The sequence below is a fragment of the uncultured Succinivibrio sp. genome, from assembly GCF_902756765.1.
Classification (GTDB): Bacteria; Pseudomonadota; Gammaproteobacteria; order Enterobacterales; family Succinivibrionaceae; genus Succinivibrio.
Genome location: NZ_CACVSS010000045.1, coordinates 1 through 16,552 on the forward strand (window position 1 = coordinate 1; position 16,552 = coordinate 16,552).

Annotated in this window: 9 protein-coding genes; 6 read left to right on the forward strand and 3 right to left on the reverse strand. The window is 39.5% G+C overall.

The window, feature by feature from the left end:
- The coding region (locus QZU45_RS07590) for an AAA family ATPase (RefSeq protein WP_295353700.1) at positions 1-564 on the reverse strand (564 nt) is incomplete at its 3' end.
- A gap of 113 nt (positions 565-677) precedes the next feature.
- Positions 678-1,358: an alpha/beta hydrolase-fold protein gene (locus tag QZU45_RS07595; RefSeq protein ID WP_295353703.1), complete on the reverse strand. Its 681-nt coding sequence runs from the start codon at positions 1,356-1,358 to the stop codon at positions 678-680.
- 276 nt (positions 1,359-1,634) lie between these two features.
- Between QZU45_RS07595 and QZU45_RS07600 the strand changes: the two genes are divergently transcribed.
- The 5 genes from QZU45_RS07600 to QZU45_RS07620 all read left to right on the forward strand — a co-directional run bounded on the left by QZU45_RS07600 (position 1,635) and on the right by QZU45_RS07620 (position 12,174).
- A complete protein-coding gene (locus tag QZU45_RS07600) occupies positions 1,635-5,834 on the forward strand; it encodes a hypothetical protein (protein ID WP_295353706.1) in 4,200 nt (1,399 codons plus the stop codon).
- A gap of 66 nt (positions 5,835-5,900) precedes the next feature.
- On the forward strand, positions 5,901-6,350 hold the full coding sequence (locus QZU45_RS07605) for a type III secretion system chaperone (RefSeq protein WP_295353710.1): 450 nt from the start codon (positions 5,901-5,903) through the stop codon (positions 6,348-6,350).
- 260 nt (positions 6,351-6,610) lie between these two features.
- The gene (locus QZU45_RS07610) at positions 6,611-7,690 is read left to right on the forward strand and encodes a trypsin-like peptidase domain-containing protein (protein ID WP_295353712.1); all 1,080 of its coding nucleotides are present in this window, start codon (positions 6,611-6,613) and stop codon (positions 7,688-7,690) included.
- Positions 7,691-7,869: 179 nt separating this feature from the next.
- On the forward strand, positions 7,870-9,648 hold the full coding sequence (locus QZU45_RS07615) for an AAA family ATPase (protein ID WP_295353714.1): 1,779 nt from the start codon (positions 7,870-7,872) through the stop codon (positions 9,646-9,648).
- Between the two features lie 519 nt (positions 9,649-10,167).
- Entirely contained in the window at positions 10,168-12,174 is a 2,007-nt protein-coding gene (locus tag QZU45_RS07620; RefSeq protein ID WP_295353717.1) for an LTA synthase family protein, read from the forward strand.
- A 66-nt stretch (positions 12,175-12,240) separates the two neighbouring features.
- On the opposite strand, the gene QZU45_RS07625 is transcribed toward QZU45_RS07620, so the two are convergent.
- Positions 12,241-14,409 (reverse strand): TaqI-like C-terminal specificity domain-containing protein, encoded by a 2,169-nt coding sequence (locus QZU45_RS07625; RefSeq protein ID WP_295353719.1) that lies wholly within the window; start codon positions 14,407-14,409, stop codon positions 12,241-12,243.
- Positions 14,410-14,938: 529 nt separating this feature from the next.
- Between QZU45_RS07625 and QZU45_RS07630 the strand changes: the two genes are divergently transcribed.
- A complete protein-coding gene (locus tag QZU45_RS07630; RefSeq protein ID WP_295353722.1) occupies positions 14,939-16,270 on the forward strand; it encodes an O-acetylhomoserine aminocarboxypropyltransferase/cysteine synthase family protein in 1,332 nt (443 codons plus the stop codon).
- Positions 16,271-16,552: the final 282 nt, after the last annotated feature.

Below are 16,552 nucleotides of genomic sequence, written 5' to 3' on the forward strand. Positions count from 1 at the left end.
GACAGCGAGGAATTTGATCTGCTTTTTGCCTTTTAAGGCTGCATAAAAATCACGAATACAGTTTTTGAATTCATCATATAGAGCAGGATTGTTTATGTTTGCGGTTAACTGACAGTCATATTCGTCAATCAAGACAACAATCTGTCGTTCTTCTTTCTCTAAAATATTAAAGAGCTCAATTATGGCTCGATTAGGTTTTTTACTAGATACTGCGTCATCATAACCTAGAGTTTTTGCAAAGTCAGAAATTGATAGAGAAAACAATTCCTTAAACTCATCAATATCTGTTTTGGAATACTCAAGAAAACTCAGATGAAGCACAGGATATTTATCCTGATCCCACTTATCGTAAATCCAGGTTTCTTTAAAGTAGGGCTCAACACCTTTTTCAAAAAGAGTTCCTATAGTGTTTAGAGTAAGAGATTTTCCAAAGCGACGAGGACGAGAAAAAAAGACTCTTTCATACTGTTTTGTCAGATTGAAAATATATTCTGTTTTATCAACGTATATAGAATCCTTACTAATAATGTTCTCTATATTTTCTGACTGTGCAATTAGTTTCATAACCACGTCCTACGACCAAATCCATAGAAATTATTATATCATTTACTGATTTTTATGCTTTAACAATCAGATTTCTTTACATCAATTCAAAATAACTGTTTTACAAAAAAAAACTAATCATTAAGGATCCAGGCAATTCCTTTGGAACAGCGAATATCTGTCTCAAAAAAGTGATTACCAGGATTACTCTCAAAAATACAAGCTATTCCCTGTTCTTTCAGAACTTCATAAAGTTCAAGAGTCTTCTCCTTAACCGTTTTTAGATAGCTGTTTCTGACTGAACTTTCCTTATCGCCTAACGAAAGGTAGATTTTTTCAGGTTTTCTCTCTGGAGGATTTGTCCTGAAAAAATCCACGAAATCAGGAAACCATAGAGAACCAGACATGCTTGCAGCTCTGTCAAAGAGATTCGATCGGCAAATGGCATATAAGGCAAACAGTCCTGCAAGAGAATAACCGCTTATGGCAAGGTAGGAGGGAGTTCCTTTTATATGCCTAAGACACTTTGGGATCAACTCATTTTCAATTAGTGAAAGATATTCATCTGCGCCTCCGTCAAATGGAGGCTCACTTTTATACAGTGAAGGACAGTACCATGGAGAAAGACTGTGATTCCAGTTATGAACTCTTATATTCAGGAAATTAAAGGAAGGAGCATTCATTTCGGATAACAGCTCGATGATTTGTGCACCATCAGAGTTGAAGGAATTGAAGAGAATCAAAGGAGCATCAGGCTTATCAGAACTGAAGAGTGAGACATTCGTGTCCTTAATCACAAAATCAGATTTCACCATTCGCTCCTCCTTAAAAAGAAATAACTATAAGAAAAATCAGTATAAAACAGTTTAAGATCCTCTATTTTTGTGTATACTATATTAACGTAGTTCAAAAACTCGATCTTTCAACTTGTATTTATTCACATTATTAATGTTAATATCGCCTCAAAATAAAGAAAAAGGTCGGATTTTCATCTTTTATAGTGATATAAAGAGTAACTTTTTTAATTTAACGATAAATAATACTCTCTGAGTATTCATAAACCAAATTCACAACTGAACAGGATATAAGGTATGTCTGATAATTTTACACTTCGTGAATTCAATTACATAGCCTCTGGTGAGTACAACGCAGGTCAGATTGATATTGCGCCTGATGAACAGGGAAAAATGAGACTCACCAAGGTAAATAATCACATAAAAAAAATTGAATTAAACAATGTAGCAATCTCAAAAGAAAATATTCTCCGAGTAAAGCAGGCCTTCATTGATGCTCTTGAAAAAGGGGGAGTAGATCCTTTAATGCTCTCTGAGATTCGAGAGAAAATCGGTATACCTTCAGTTATAGATATTGATGCTGTTGGCAGAGAGAAAAGCGCCGAACTTGCACAGCGACGACTTGAACCACTGACCCGTCAGCAGGTAAGAGAAATACTTGATGAATATGCAAACAGTGGCAGAGGTTTTAACAAAGGAATCAACAAAACAACCTATGAAGAACAGCAGAGGGCCTATAACACCCGCTTCATGGGTAAGAAACATGCTGCTAAAAGAGATCTAACGAATGCCCAGAATAAAAGTATCAAGACTAAGGCATATAAAACTAACTTTGCCCATACTCTTGACCTTCTGACTCTAAAATCTTCTCTGACCAAAATCGGAAACACCCGCAGCAGCCTGATTAGAGGACTAAATGCAGAAAACAACAGAGTAGCAGACCATACTTCTTTATGTAACAGTTATAAGAATTATTTCTCTCAAGCATTATCACTTCTAAAAGAAGGTAAAAATGAAAGTGAAAGCTTCCGTTTATGCAACCAGACAGTAAAACTGGTAAAGGAAAGTAACGGAAATGTATCCGCACTGGTAGGAGAAGGCGCAACCGCCACAAAAATCCAGCTCGGATACGATGTTCCTAGGTTAATAAACCTTCTTATGGGACAGGTTGCAGTTGATCAGGAATTTCTGGGCTCAGCAAACGTCAAAAACCTTCTAAATCAGGTATACGACAAAGATCTTGAAGGAACCCTTACCGCAGCTGACCACACAAGTCTGACAAGACAGTTCGCAACCATCATTTTAGCCATGAGGGCAGGTGATCTTAACTTTGATCATGTATGCCGAGGCAATTACAATACCGGTCTTCTGGTTGAAGTTGCAGAACATGCCCTTGATGGAAATATAACAACAGCCGAGCAGGTTGAACGTTATCATGCCGAACTGGTAAAAAACAACAGCGGTCTTACCGATGAAATGAAGGCTATGCTTGCGGATGTAGCAACCATTCCTTTAAAGGCAAACAAGGAGGATCAGTTATTTGATGTTAAACCTCCTATCGTCGGTGAGATTAATGAAATCGCTCAGGAGATACACGTTGAGGCTCCTCTTGAGAATCGTACGGTACCAGTTAAAGAAATCAAAAATTTTGTAGCAGATCTGGTTTTCTCCGATGACACCATGGTGGCAGATGTTGTTATCAACCGTCCAGGAGAAACCATGCGTAAAATTCTTACAGAAGATAAGAATATCCACGCATTTGCCGAGATTGTAAAAAATCCGGAGGTACTTCAGGAAGTATCTTCTACAGAGGTTGTTCCTGTGCTAAAGGACGGCTTCAATAAGATTAGAAATATTCTGCTTCCTCTCTTTGCTGCCTCTGAAGGAAAAACCAGCGAAGAAGCATTAAATGATCCACAGTATCTGCAGAAGTTCTCAGCATTTCTGAAAAACCAGGAAGCTCTGCCAGGATTAGAGCTTTCCAAGTTCGACAACATTATTCAGAACATGGCAAATCGTGGCTGTGAAAACATTCAGACTTTCATCAACAAGGTATTCAAGACTGGAGTCCAGGATCTGAATGCTCAGGGCGGTATCACCACCGAACCATACAAAAACAAGACTGCAGAACAGATTAAGGAAGAGCTTGATGCAAAGAGTCTGAACAAAATCCTAGATGATGCATCTACTGACGCCACTGTACCTGGACAGATAGGACTGTTCAAACAGGTTTTAAGTGAATACTTTATAAACATGTCTAAGGCAGATAAGAGATCATCCTTCGCAGCAGCACTGCGCTATGCTGATACCTTCGAATTTAAGGACAAGAAGGGAGTACAACTTACCGGAGATGCTCTAAACAGTGCCAAGAATGCAGCCTTGAATAAATATACCGGAGCAATTCTCAAAGGAACAAGTCCTCTTCTTCAGAAAATGATGCAGGGACTTCCTAAGTCAGTTATGGGTGAATTTGCTGATGCACTTGATGATATGAAATCAAGTCTGGCCCCAATTCCACGAAAAATTGTTCAGGCTCACATGATGAAAATGATTAAGTCTAACAATAACATCGTTGATATATCTGTAGATCAGTCTTTAGGAGCTGCTTCTGTTGGAGAGGCTTTCCTATGCCACTTCAGCATCAAGGGAGAAGATGGCAAAATCAGAAAAGAGCCTTATGTGGTTAAGCTGATGAGACATGATGCTGAGCAGAGAGTAAACAGAGAGGCTGAAATTTTCACAGCCGCTGCTGCCAAGATTGGTCCTGGTATGCTCAAGACCTGGGAAGGTCAGCTTCAACAGTATATGAAGGAATTTGATTTCACCACCGAAGCACAGAACACTAATGAAGGTTATGAAATATACCATGTGTTCAACAATCGCCAACATCCATCATACGCTATTGCGCCTAACGTAGACTGCATGAAGGTGGCTGCAGAGGTGGTCCCTCCTTCAAAGAACGCGCTTGTAATAACCAAGGCTTCTGGTCAGACCGTAGATAAGTTTTTCAAGGAATGCACAACAAGTATTCAGAATGCAGTAGCCTCACTGTATCAGCGTGATCCTGTAACCAATAAGGTTTTATGGGATAAAGAAACAAAGAAACCTCTGTTAAAGGAGAAATTCTCCACTGCGGCTCCTGGCTTGATCCATAGAGAAGTATCCTCAGAGTTCGTAACATTGAAGAATGCACACACCAAGATTCTTCAGGCTGCCCGTCAATGGTTCACTGAAGCTGTACTGGGCAGCGGAAAATTCCATGGTGACTGCCATGCTGGTAATATCATGATTTCAGGTGGACAGGCTACCTTCATTGATTTTGGAAATCTGTACAAGCTCGAAACCAAACCTGCCGTGGATGCCGAAGGAAAAGCTATTACAGATAAGAATGGACAGCCAGTGATGTTGGATGAACGCAGCGAACTGCTTCGTCTGATCATAGGTGCCACTCTGCGCCGTAAGGACTTCTTCATGAAGGGATTTGAAAATCTGCTGTCCCCTGCAGGAAAATCAGCTTTAGCTGCTAATCGTGATAAGGCAGAAGCAATTGTTGAATCACTGCTTTCAAAAGGAGCATTCTCCTTTGATGTGTGCTACAGATTACAGGGAGCTATTTCTGAACTGCAGAAACTTGGACTGGAACTGCCTCCACAGATTAACTGTTTTGTCCAGTCAATGACTCGTCTTCAGAATACCGTGGCTGAAATGAACACTATTATGAATCAGAGTAAACAGCTTATGGAAACGGCTGATAATATTGAGCTTGATCCTGACAAGGGACCTACGGATGAATGTGATATTCTAGGAAAGATGCAGTATTTCAGTCTCACAAAAGAAGGAAAGAAACTGGTTGAAACTGCAGATGAAGAGATACCTAATTATGCAGTTAAGATAACGGAGTTAGAGAAGGCAGGCAATTTCCAGCCGGGAGGAGACTACTTCAATACCGTTAAAGATAGAATTGCTAACGCAGCAGATCCTGTAAAAACTGTAGAGGAGCTTATCTCAACTACTCTGGAGAAACTGGATCCTGCACACAGTACTATTGATAAGAATACTCAAATAAAGTTCGAGGAAATTATCAGTGAATTCAAAACTGTTATGCTGTTAGGGCCATCTCCAGAAGAGAAAGAGGAAGCTATCATGAAATTTGTAACAGAATTCTGCACAAGTGTAGCAACTTCTGTAAATATGCTTGGCAATTCATATCTTCTTGATGAGCAGGCAAATAATGCCAAGGCAGAAGATCCAGATTCATTTGCAAGCGTAATCATGAAGACATTCTTTGATAATGTTGACGTGGCTGCAGAACTTATCAACAATACCTTTGCTGAAGACGGGATAAGTCTGGCAAACTCAGCAAGAGAAATTGCAAAGGACGAACTTGGTTTAGGCTTCTTTGGCTCAATGTTACCAAGCAATGTTTTAAATGCAATTGTGAACGATACCCATAATATGGGAGGAGATAACTCCTACCAGCTAGATATAGGTATTTAGCCTTTGTTTTGTCGCAGAAATGCCTCTTTCTGCGACATAATAAATAAAGATACAAGGATACATAAAGTGAATTTTTCCAAGATTATAAAAAAACTTAGTACTGTACTTGATGCGGAACTTGAAAATTCTGGTGGAATATGCGGAATTGAAATAGATGGCATTCCGGTAATTATGCAGGATTGCAATGATCTGATTTTATTAAGGGCAGATCTTGGAGCCCTTCCAGAGAAAAACAGAGAGCGTCTATTGTCTGCATCACTTGAAGCAAACTTTCTTTATCAGGGAACTGGCGGCTGCACACTGGCAATAGATGGAGATACAGACCACCTTTGCATACAGCGTTACGATTTCAATGAAAGGCTGAACTCCCCTGACGATATAGCCATTATGATTCAGAAATTTATTTACGCATGTAAAATCTGGAAAAGCATGCTTGACGATACTAATAAACAAAACACTGAAGATAACCAGCCAGATGTAAAGGATTCTATTTTAGATGTAGGTATGCTGTCTTAACAGGTGCTCTGTGTTTTCTCTTTCTAAGACCGCTTTCCAGGCCTTCTGTTTCTGTTTTCTGGCCAAGGAAGAATTGCCTGTGATTTTTTTTGCTAGATCATCTGCAAAAAATACACAAAATCAGCGTTCTTTTGCAATTATTTAATATTTCGAAGATTTTTTTTGCTAATATTCTACTAAAAGAAAAAAATCCTCTAAAATTAAATAGTAATCCCATGAATAATAATCCACTCCCTCCTGCATAGTTGAGGAGCATATTTATGAAAATCAACAAAAAGCTATTACCTTTTCTTATTCCTGTCATCACAGGTCTTATCATAGGTTCTGTAGTTCTGATTATTCATCCTTCAACCGGCAAGAAGCTTGGCGATATCATTTATTCAAGTGGAGTTTCAGTAGAAAGCTATTCATACGCTGTGGGCAGAGCTGCACCATCGGTGATGAATATCTATGTGGCACATCTAAACGACGACTACACCAAACCGGATACCGACAATATCATTACCTCAGCATCTGGAGTGGTCTACTATAAAAACGGTATTATCGTAACCAACTATCATGTGGTTACCGCAGGTAATGAACCGGATAACGGCATCTGGGCGCAGACCCGCGACGGAAAAATCTTCAAGGCCTTTGTGGTAGGTACAGACAGAAGGACTGATCTTGCTGTACTCAAGGTTGAAACCAGCGATCTTCCTCCAATTAATAAGGTAAAAAAAGATCCTAAGGTTGGAGATATTGTTCTGGCTATTGGCAATCCAAACAATCTTGGTCAGACCGTAACCCACGGTATCGTTTCTGCCCTGTCGCGCTCAGGCTCTGGTCTGCTTACAAAAGATCAGATGAATATCCGTCAGGGGGTACAGGAACTCATTCAGACCGACGCTCCTATCAATCAGGGAAATTCAGGTGGTGCGCTGATTAACTCTCAGGGACTTTTAATCGGAATTAACACCGCTTCCTTCAATTCTGAAAGTACCTACGGGATCGGCTTTGCAGTGCCAACCTCCATGGTCACGAAGGTTGTGGATGAAATCCTAGCTCACGGCAAGGTTGAAAGAGGATATCTGGGAATCTCTGATGCCGAGGTAAGCTCACTTGCCCAAACAACTGGCGTTACTGTAGGATTCATCGATCCTCAGGGACCAGCTTTTGGAATTCTTAAAATTGGAGATATTATCAAAAAGGTTGATGACGTTGAAATCGCTGACGTACGACAACTTATCGATCTGATATCACAGTCAAAACCAGGAAGAACTCTGACCTTTGAGATTCTGCGCAACAATGAACCAAGAACAGAGAGCATTACTCTCACTGAGGACAATACCTCTATCGAATAACGTTATCACATTCTCAGGTGCAACATGGTTAAGCAGAGACAAATCTCTCAAATTAATTTTGTGAATAGCTTTTACTCACATCAACCATTAAGCATACTTCACACAAGAGTCAAACCCATTTAGCATTACTCTTATCAGCTATAATGGCTAATACAGAGAAAAGTTAGGGAAACAGCTTTATGTCAGAGAGTACTGTTAAATTACTTAATAATCCTTATGGACAGGTTACATTTAATTTATTTCGTCAGGAAGAACAAGCCTTTGTTGATAAGAGTCTGATGATTAAGTTCCTCGATGATAAGGGAATGAGTAAATATCCTGTACTTCTGCGTCCCCGTCGTTTTGGCAAATCTACCTTTGTACAGATGCTCAAGTGCTATTACGATATTTCCTATCAGGACAGATATGAAGAGCTGTTTTCTGGTACTAAGATTTATGAGGAGAATCTCCCAACTCATAACAGCTATCATGTAATTGACTTTGATTTCTCCGCCGTATCAACAGGTAATCTTAATAAGCTTCTAACCAGTTTTTTTGTGGCTGTTGCTGATGGTATCAGCGACTTTAAACGCAGATATAAAGATTTTGATTTTGATTACTCAAAACTTGATAGAACAGATGCCACGACCTTATTTAATGAATTTGCAATTGCCTACAAAGATTACTCGGACAGTCAGACGCTCTATGTAATGATTGATGAGTATGACAATTTTGCAAACGAGATTTTATCTAAAGATTTAGATTTATTCTTAAATATAACCAGTAAAGATGGTTTTCTTAAAACCTTTTACTCTGCTATAAAAAATCATGCAAAAAACACCATCGCCAAAACCTTTATAACAGGTGTTTCCTCCGTATCGCTTGATTCACTTACATCAGGCTTTAATATTGCCCGTAATGTAACATCCAGGGCCAGCTTTAATGAGTACGCTGGCTTTACTGAGGATGAGCTGAATATTCTCATTCCAAAGCTTGTTGATGTAGCAAAGTTAGGTGTTACCACCAAAGAAATCATTGAAAGAATGAAACCAGTCTATGACGGCTACTGTTTTTCTGCTGAGGCTGATAAGACTGTCTATAATTCTTCTATGTGTCTTTACTATCTGGATATGGTTCGAGAGAAAGGAGTATTCTTAAATCCAGAGGATTATCTTGATCCAGCCTCAGATCATGACGGCAGTAAGTTAAGTCAGCTGTTTAATTTAACTCAAAAAGAAACTGCAGAATTTATCATTGATACCTATCTGCAGGGAGGAGTGTTCTACGTAAGTAAGCTCTCGGAAAACATCAATCTGAATCAGGTAAGGGAGTACAGCCTTGAGCAGCTTTTATCTATGCTCTACTACCTAGGCTATCTGACCATAGATAGAGAAAAGTCATCTCTAAGTGGACTGGCGCTTAAAATTCCAAATCGTTTTATGTCTAAACTCTTTGCAAGATGTACGATAGATTTCAGCTTTAAAAACAATACTGAATTTAAGGCTCAAAAACTAAATCTGTCAGCATTAACATCATGTGAAGACGATATCTCCTCCTTTGCAGAGTCCTGCAGTGAGTTCTTAAGCAGGATTATGAACAATCAGGTATTAAGCCACATGAATGAAATGGCTCTGAATCTTGCGCTATATGCAAAATTAGAGACCATGCCAATTGTAAATACCTACGTTAAGATGCAGCAGTCTGTGCAGGTACCTAAAGAGGGAGAAAGGTTTCCTGATCTGGTAATCACCGTAAACAAGGGCTTGCCTGATGAGTGTATCTATCTTATCGAGCTTAAATATCTTAAAAAGACAGAAGCCAGAGATAAGAATAGTGAAAGCATTTTAAAGCGTGCCATCAAAGATGCCACAGCAGAGCTTACAGCCTATAAATCAGCAATAGACTTTAAAGGCAGAAATATCAAAGCCTATGCCATGGTCTTTGCTGGAGCTGACTGTGTTTACTGTCAGAAATACTAATTTTATCAAGTAATCGGCACGCTTTATCCCCGCAGTAAACTGCGTGGTTTTAGCGTGCCTATTACTTGATAAAGGCCTGTCAGTAGCCCAAAATACTGACAATACCGTACGACAAACGGAAATTAAAGCCTGTGCCGAAAGGCAGGAGGAGCAATTATCCAAGAGATCGTGTAAGACGTAGTTCGTTATGCAGAGGTCTGTGATAAAGAAATACCACGACTTCAGTCGCCTGGAGAGTCAACGATCTGATATACCAATCAAAACTAGGAAGAAAACTGACACTTGAGATTCTGCGCAACAACGGCCCCAGAACAGAAAGCATTACGCTGACAGAAGATAATACATCAATCGAATAGAACTCTTAATTCTCTGCTGCCGAGACTGCAGCAGAGCCTAGTCTTCCACACAATACAACTCTATGCCTAGAACACAAATGTGATACACCTCACATATCATAAAAGAATGACCTAACATAATAGCTGCAAAGCAAATTCAAGGTAAAATGTTTCCGAAAAAATTATGACGGATACTAATAGCTCACAAATTCAAAAGACAATGGATATCATCAAAAGATTAAAACTAAACTGCAGTATTCTTCCAATACTTGTATTCATACTTTTATCAATTATTATCTTTACGTTCTTCAGAGCAGGTCTTGTGATCTGGAAATACTCAGATTGTGCAGGCAATCTTGATCATATTTTCTTCTATGGTCTGAGATATGACATCTCCATCAACTGCTCAATGTTCGCTCCAATTTTCCTGATAAGTATTCTCAGCGCCTTTGCCGGTAAGACACCAAAAGCAATTGTTACTCTGCAGAAATACTATCTTGCGGTGATTCTTGCGGTTCAGTTCTTTGTTGAACTTTCTACCATTCCATTTATTCTTGAGTATGGTGTAAGACCAAACCGTCTTTACATTGAGTATCTGATTTATCCAAAGGAAGTTATCAGTATGCTCTTAAACGGACATATTCTCGAGTCCGTACTCTGTGTTGTCCTTACTGCAGCAGGATTTTACGTTTTCTTGAAAATCTCAAAAAAACTTCATGAAAACTACACCAATGTCTCAAGAAAACTTAACGGTCTGATTCTTTTAATCACACTGATAGCTGTACCTTTAGGTTTAAGAGGAACTCTGACCCACAAGCCGCTGAACCCGGCAAACGCAAGCTTCAGCAACATTCCACTGGTAAACACTATTCCGCCAAACTCAAGCTTTACAGCTTTCTATGCAACCAGACACATGAAGGTAGATGTAGTTGAAGGTTCTCAGATTTACGCATTTGATAAGGCAGAAAATGTACTTAAAAACCTAAAGTACCTTTCAAAGAGAGTCCTGCCAGATAACATAGACGAGAAGTGCCCTATCAACCAGGTAATCACACCAACCTATAAACAGGATAAAAGAAGAAATGTTGTCATCATTCTTGAAGAGAGCCTGGGAGCCAGATACGTTGAGTCGTTAGGCGGAGACGCTGTTTCTCCTAATCTGGAGAAACTCAAGAGTGAAGGCTGGTGGTTTGAGAGAATGTATGCAACCGGACACCGTTCTGTTCGCGGTATTGAGGCTGTAACCGCAAGCTTTCCTCCAGGTCCACTGGCTAGTCAGGTAAAGCTTGATCACCCAGACGGTCTGACCACTATTGCCAATATATACTCAAAGCTTGGCTACACTACCTCGTTTATCTACGGAGGAGAAAGTCACTTTGACAATATGCGAACCTATTTCTTCAACAATGGCGTTAATGAGATCATTGAACAGAAGGATTTTGATAATCCTGAATACGTTGCCTCATGGGGAGTATCTGATGAAGATCTCTTCAAAAAGGCAAATGAATTCTTTGTCAGAAAATCAAAGGGTACAGAGCCATTCTGCTCTCTGGTATTCACCAGTACCTTCCATGATCCTTTTGATATTCCACAGAACAAGGTCAAGCTGCCGGATTCGGTTAAAACCAATGATCCAAAGCGTCTGACCGCTGCTATGTATGCGGACTATGCACTGGGAAAATTCTTTGAAATGGCAAAAAAGGAAGAGTACTTCAAGGATACCGTATTTGTGGTTATCGCCGATCATGACTCAAGAGTAAGAGGTCTGGATGCATTCCCATTCACCAATTTCTCAATTCCAGCCCTGATCATCAGTCCTGACATTACCCCATCATCAGATAAGCGTATAGTTAGTCAGATTGATATCTTCCCTACTCTGCTGTCACTTACCGGTGTATCAGGAGAAGTACCTATTGTTGGACAGGATCTGACCAAGGATAACATCATTGAGAGAGCTATTATCGCTTACAATGAGACCTTCGGTTACTACAATACCCATACACTGACTCTGTTAGAACCAGGCAGAGTTGTAGAGTATCCGGTTTTAGAGAAGAACCGCCTCGGAGAGCCTGTTCAGAGAGAAGGTAATGACTACAGCAGAGAGATAAGCTATCTGAATACTGCGCTTACCATCTTTGAGAAGAATTACGGCTCACTCAAGTGCGTAAAGAATCTCTCTCAGAACAACTGATGTTCAATCAATTAAGAAGGCTGACTATTTAAGGGGCAGCCTTCATTCAAATCAGAATTTTTTTTCTTAAAGAAACTTAGTCATATCACAGGTATCCAGAATCAGTTTCTTCTGACTTTCATCAAGCTTAAATAGACTGAAGATAATCGCATCCAGATTTCTGTATAAAGATTCAACCCTGGTTCTGCTGCTACAGTTCATGATCTCTTCAACCAGCTTAATAAACGGAGCCTGCTCGTTAGCAGAAATCATTGGAATTGGAATGCTCTCAATGTGGGCACGCAGTACCTTAACTGAATTAAAGCGTTTGTCATAGATAAACTGAGCAATAGACGAATTGAGAATACTCAGGATATATTTAATGCTCAGCCCCTCAATCTGTGGAATCACAATGTTGCTGCTGTTTAAAGACAAAGTCTGCTTATCATCATATGCAAACACCAGATGCTTGCTAATGAATCTGTAGATAAGCTTTTCCTTTGCTCTATACATAGATTCAGGTGCCACCTGTTGGAAATGCTCAGGGTTGAAGGTGATAAAGCGTTTTGGCAGATCAATGCGATACTTGAAAACATCTGAGCCCTTCAGAATAACTTCGTTATCTGAGGATTTTCTGTTTGAAATATACAGGTTGTTATTGCCGGTAACAATACCCAGAGCAAACTGAGCGTTATCCTTTAAAAATCGCAGATTATCCAAAGAGAAAATCTTAGAGAGGATCTGCTCCTCATCGTCATCAGTCTTGAAATTCAGATACTGAGGGTCGACATAGCGTTCCTTTCTGATTACAAAGTTTATCTGCCCGTCAGAAACCTTCATATTCACACAGGAGATAGGCTTGGAAGTCTTTTCCAGCTGCATAATGATACATGGACACTGAACCTTGTCAAAGGCATTACCCAGGTAGTTTAAGGAAAGGATTGAGGTATTCTCAATCAGCTTTTCACGAACCGGATGATGAGTCTTTACGTTCAGTATCGCCTCAGGCATTACAAAGGTTATAGTTCCTCCATTTCTGGCGTGCATAATAGATTTCTCTAAAAACACATCATAGGATTCAATAGTTGAGCCCTGAGCTGAGGAAAACAGATGCTTTAAAACATTCTTGTCCTCTCTGGTATAGGCATAGCCCCATGGAGGATTGCCAAGAATATGGGTAATCTTAGGGTTGTTGAATTCTGTAAGAAAATCACTGTTGGTGATGTTCTTATAAAGAATATCTGTATTATCGAGTCTATACTTTAAGGCCAGATTAATTCTGGTGAGAGTTACTGCTATATCGTCGATGTCATTGCCGAAGATATTCTCAACCCTGACTTCAGATGGCAGCTTTAAAAGAAAGTTACCGGTACCGCAGCAGGGATCTAAAAGATTATCCCCCTTATGGTAGGACTTTGAGGACAGAACAATATGTACAATCTTCTCTACCACTTTGGCAGGAGTGTAATAGGTTCCGGTAGCCTTGCGGTTTTCTATATTTCTGCAGGATATATAGACAAGGCCAAGGGTATCTTCGTTTTCCTGATAGTTAAAATTCAGATTTAAAAGATATCCGCATTTATCTATAAGCTTTCTGATCTTAGTGCGGGAACCAATTAGCTCCCCAATCAGCTTCTCATAGCAGCCAAGCTGAAGCTTGCCTTCAAAAAAAGCAGGCAGATAAGGTGGTTCATATTTAAGCTCCAGTCTTCTTACAATTAAAGACAGTGCTGTTTCCGCCATGATCATTCTCAGATGATCAGTATCAATATCCAGTTTGTGAGAATCAACATTCTCTAAAAGCTTAGAGACAATCTCGATAGAAGTACTGTCCTTTGACACATAGGAATTGTATATGTAGGAACCGCTGATGAATTTTTTGTTTCTGCGGCTCTTTAGGGAAAGATTCTTGCCGGACTTGATTTCCTTTTTCAGTCTGCTGATATAGCTTCTGGTAAAGAAATTCTTTTTGTTCTCAATATGATCAGGAACCAGCTTGTTAAGCTTAATCCAGTTGTAACCGGTAGCTACAGAAACGGATAATTCGGCACAGGCCTCAGGAAGGGTCAGATAACTGCTCAGATCCTGTTCTTTTACTCTTTTTTTCTGTCCAGGAAGACGGGCATTCTCAGGAATAATCCAGAAATCGTCGACCTTCTGAGAATTTCTGAATTTACCCTGTTCACATAGAGCTAAAACTTGTTCCACTGATATGCCGAATTTTACTGAAGCCTGTTTAACTGAAATGTATTTCATGAATTATCCGAGAAAATATTGTTTAAGATCTGTCTGCATCTTATCTGGGAACAAACAAAAAAAATATAAGCTAATTCTATCGGATCTGACCTGTATAGGAAAGTTTTGGATAGAACAATTGAAGCTTGGCTTTGATTTTTATTGTTTTGTCAAAATATCATTGTCGTAAGTCAAACAATCCTTAAACCTCCGACATATCAAGAATCATCTTACCTCTAAATATATTCTGTTCCGATTCATCTCTTTTACTCAAGACATCAGAATACATCTCTAATAAAAATATACAAGTTTAATATAGTTTTTAGTTATAGCTCAGCATAAAAATATAGTATTACTAACTTGTTGATACTAAATAAAAATAATTTTATTATTAACTCAAACAGGATGATTCAACATCTTAGTAGGAGGAAACAGATATGCATAAGTATTTATATTTTAACTGTCGAATGTGAATTTAGTTATATAGATTTATTTAATTTTTTTCGATTTTTAATTCAGTTACAGAAATTCACATTAAGAGGCAAATAAAATGGCATATAAGTTTGAAACCTTACAGTTACACGTTGGTCAGGAAGAAGCAGATAAGGCAACCGATGCAAGAGCAGTTCCAATTTATCAGACCTCATCCTACGTATTCCATGATTCAAAACACGCTGCAGACAGATTCGGTCTTAGAGATGCAGGTAATATATACGGAAGACTGACAAATTCCACTCAGGATGTGCTGGAAAAGAGACTGGCAGCTCTAGAAGGCGGCGTTGCCGCTCTGGCGGTTGCCTCAGGTGCGGCAGCTATTTCCTACGTAATTCAGGCTTTAGGCGCAAATGGCGGTCATATTGTGGCCCAGAAATCTATCTACGGTGGCTCCTATAATCTGTTAGCTCATACTCTTCCTCTGTACGGAATTACCACAACCTTTGTGGATATTCATAATCCTCAGGAAGTTAAGGACGCAATTAAAGAAAACACCCGCGCCATCTACATTGAAACTCTGGGAAATCCAAATTCAGATATTCCTGATATTGATGCACTTTCAGAGCTTGCTCACCAGAATAAAATCCCACTGGTAGTTGATAACACTTTTGCAACCCCATTCCTATTAAGGCCAATTGAACACGGTGCAGATATCGTTGTTCATTCTGCAACTAAGTTCATCGGCGGACATGGAACAACATTGGGAGGAGTGATTGTAGACTCAGGCAAATTCGACTGGCTAGCCAGCGATAAATTTCCACATATTGCCAAAAGCAACCCAAGCTACCATGGGATCTCCTTTGTGGACGCAGTTGGTCCAGCAGCTTTTGCTGTTTACTTAAGAGCAATCCTATTACGTGATACCGGAGCAACAATCTCTCCTTTCAACGCCTTCCTGCTGCTTCAAGGTGTGGAAACCCTATCCCTGCGTATTGAGCGTCATGCCCAGAATACAAAGAAGGTAATTGAATACCTGAAGAATCATCCTCAGGTTAAGAAAGTAAATCACCCTTCACTTGCAGATCATCCACAGCATGAGCTTTATCTGCGCTACTTCCCTAATGGAGGAGGCTCAATCTTTACCTTTGATATCAAAGGAGGACAGAGAGAAGCTCACAAATTTATAGATTCATTAAAGATATTCTCTCTGCTTGCCAACGTTGCAGATGTTAAGAGTCTGGTGATCCATCCGGCCACCACAACTCACTCACAGCTGTCAGAGAATGAACTTGCTGATCAGGGAATCTTCCAGAGCACAATTCGTCTGTCAGTTGGAACCGAGAATATAGATGACATTATTGAAGATCTTGATAATGCGTTTAAGGCAGTACAGGAGGATCTGATTAACCGCAGCGAGCAGGATCAGAATATTAAGCAGGCATCCTAGCCAAAAAAAATCGCTCACCTCAGATTGTAATTGAAGTGAGCGATATTGCTAATAAATCCTCTATGGAAGAATAGCATTTTGATTAGGCAACTTCATATCTCCACTCATTTCTACTTTCATCAAAAAAATAGCAGAGCGGAAACCTCAGACTTATAGTCTGAGGAGGAGCTCTGCCAACTCAGTCTATATATCTTAAAGAATTTCTTTACAATAACTGTTAGAATATAGGGATTATATGGCTTGGAGAAAACTGTTTTGATATTTACAAAAACATTAAAAATA

Bases quoted from the DNA above. Each gene is read 5' to 3' on its own strand.
- QZU45_RS07625 (WP_295353719.1), bottom strand. From the start codon at position 14,409: ATGAAATACATTTCAGTTAAACAGGCTTCAGTAAAATTCGGCATATCA.
- QZU45_RS07630 (WP_295353722.1), top strand. From the start codon at position 14,939: ATGGCATATAAGTTTGAAACCTTACAGTTACACGTTGGTCAGGAAGAA.
- QZU45_RS07595 (WP_295353703.1), bottom strand. From the start codon at position 1,358: ATGGTGAAATCTGATTTTGTGATTAAGGACACGAATGTCTCACTCTTC.
- QZU45_RS07615 (WP_295353714.1), top strand. From the start codon at position 7,870: ATGTCAGAGAGTACTGTTAAATTACTTAATAATCCTTATGGACAGGTT.
- QZU45_RS07620 (WP_295353717.1), top strand. From the start codon at position 10,168: ATGACGGATACTAATAGCTCACAAATTCAAAAGACAATGGATATCATC.
- QZU45_RS07610 (WP_295353712.1), top strand. From the start codon at position 6,611: ATGAAAATCAACAAAAAGCTATTACCTTTTCTTATTCCTGTCATCACA.
- QZU45_RS07600 (WP_295353706.1), top strand. From the start codon at position 1,635: ATGTCTGATAATTTTACACTTCGTGAATTCAATTACATAGCCTCTGGT.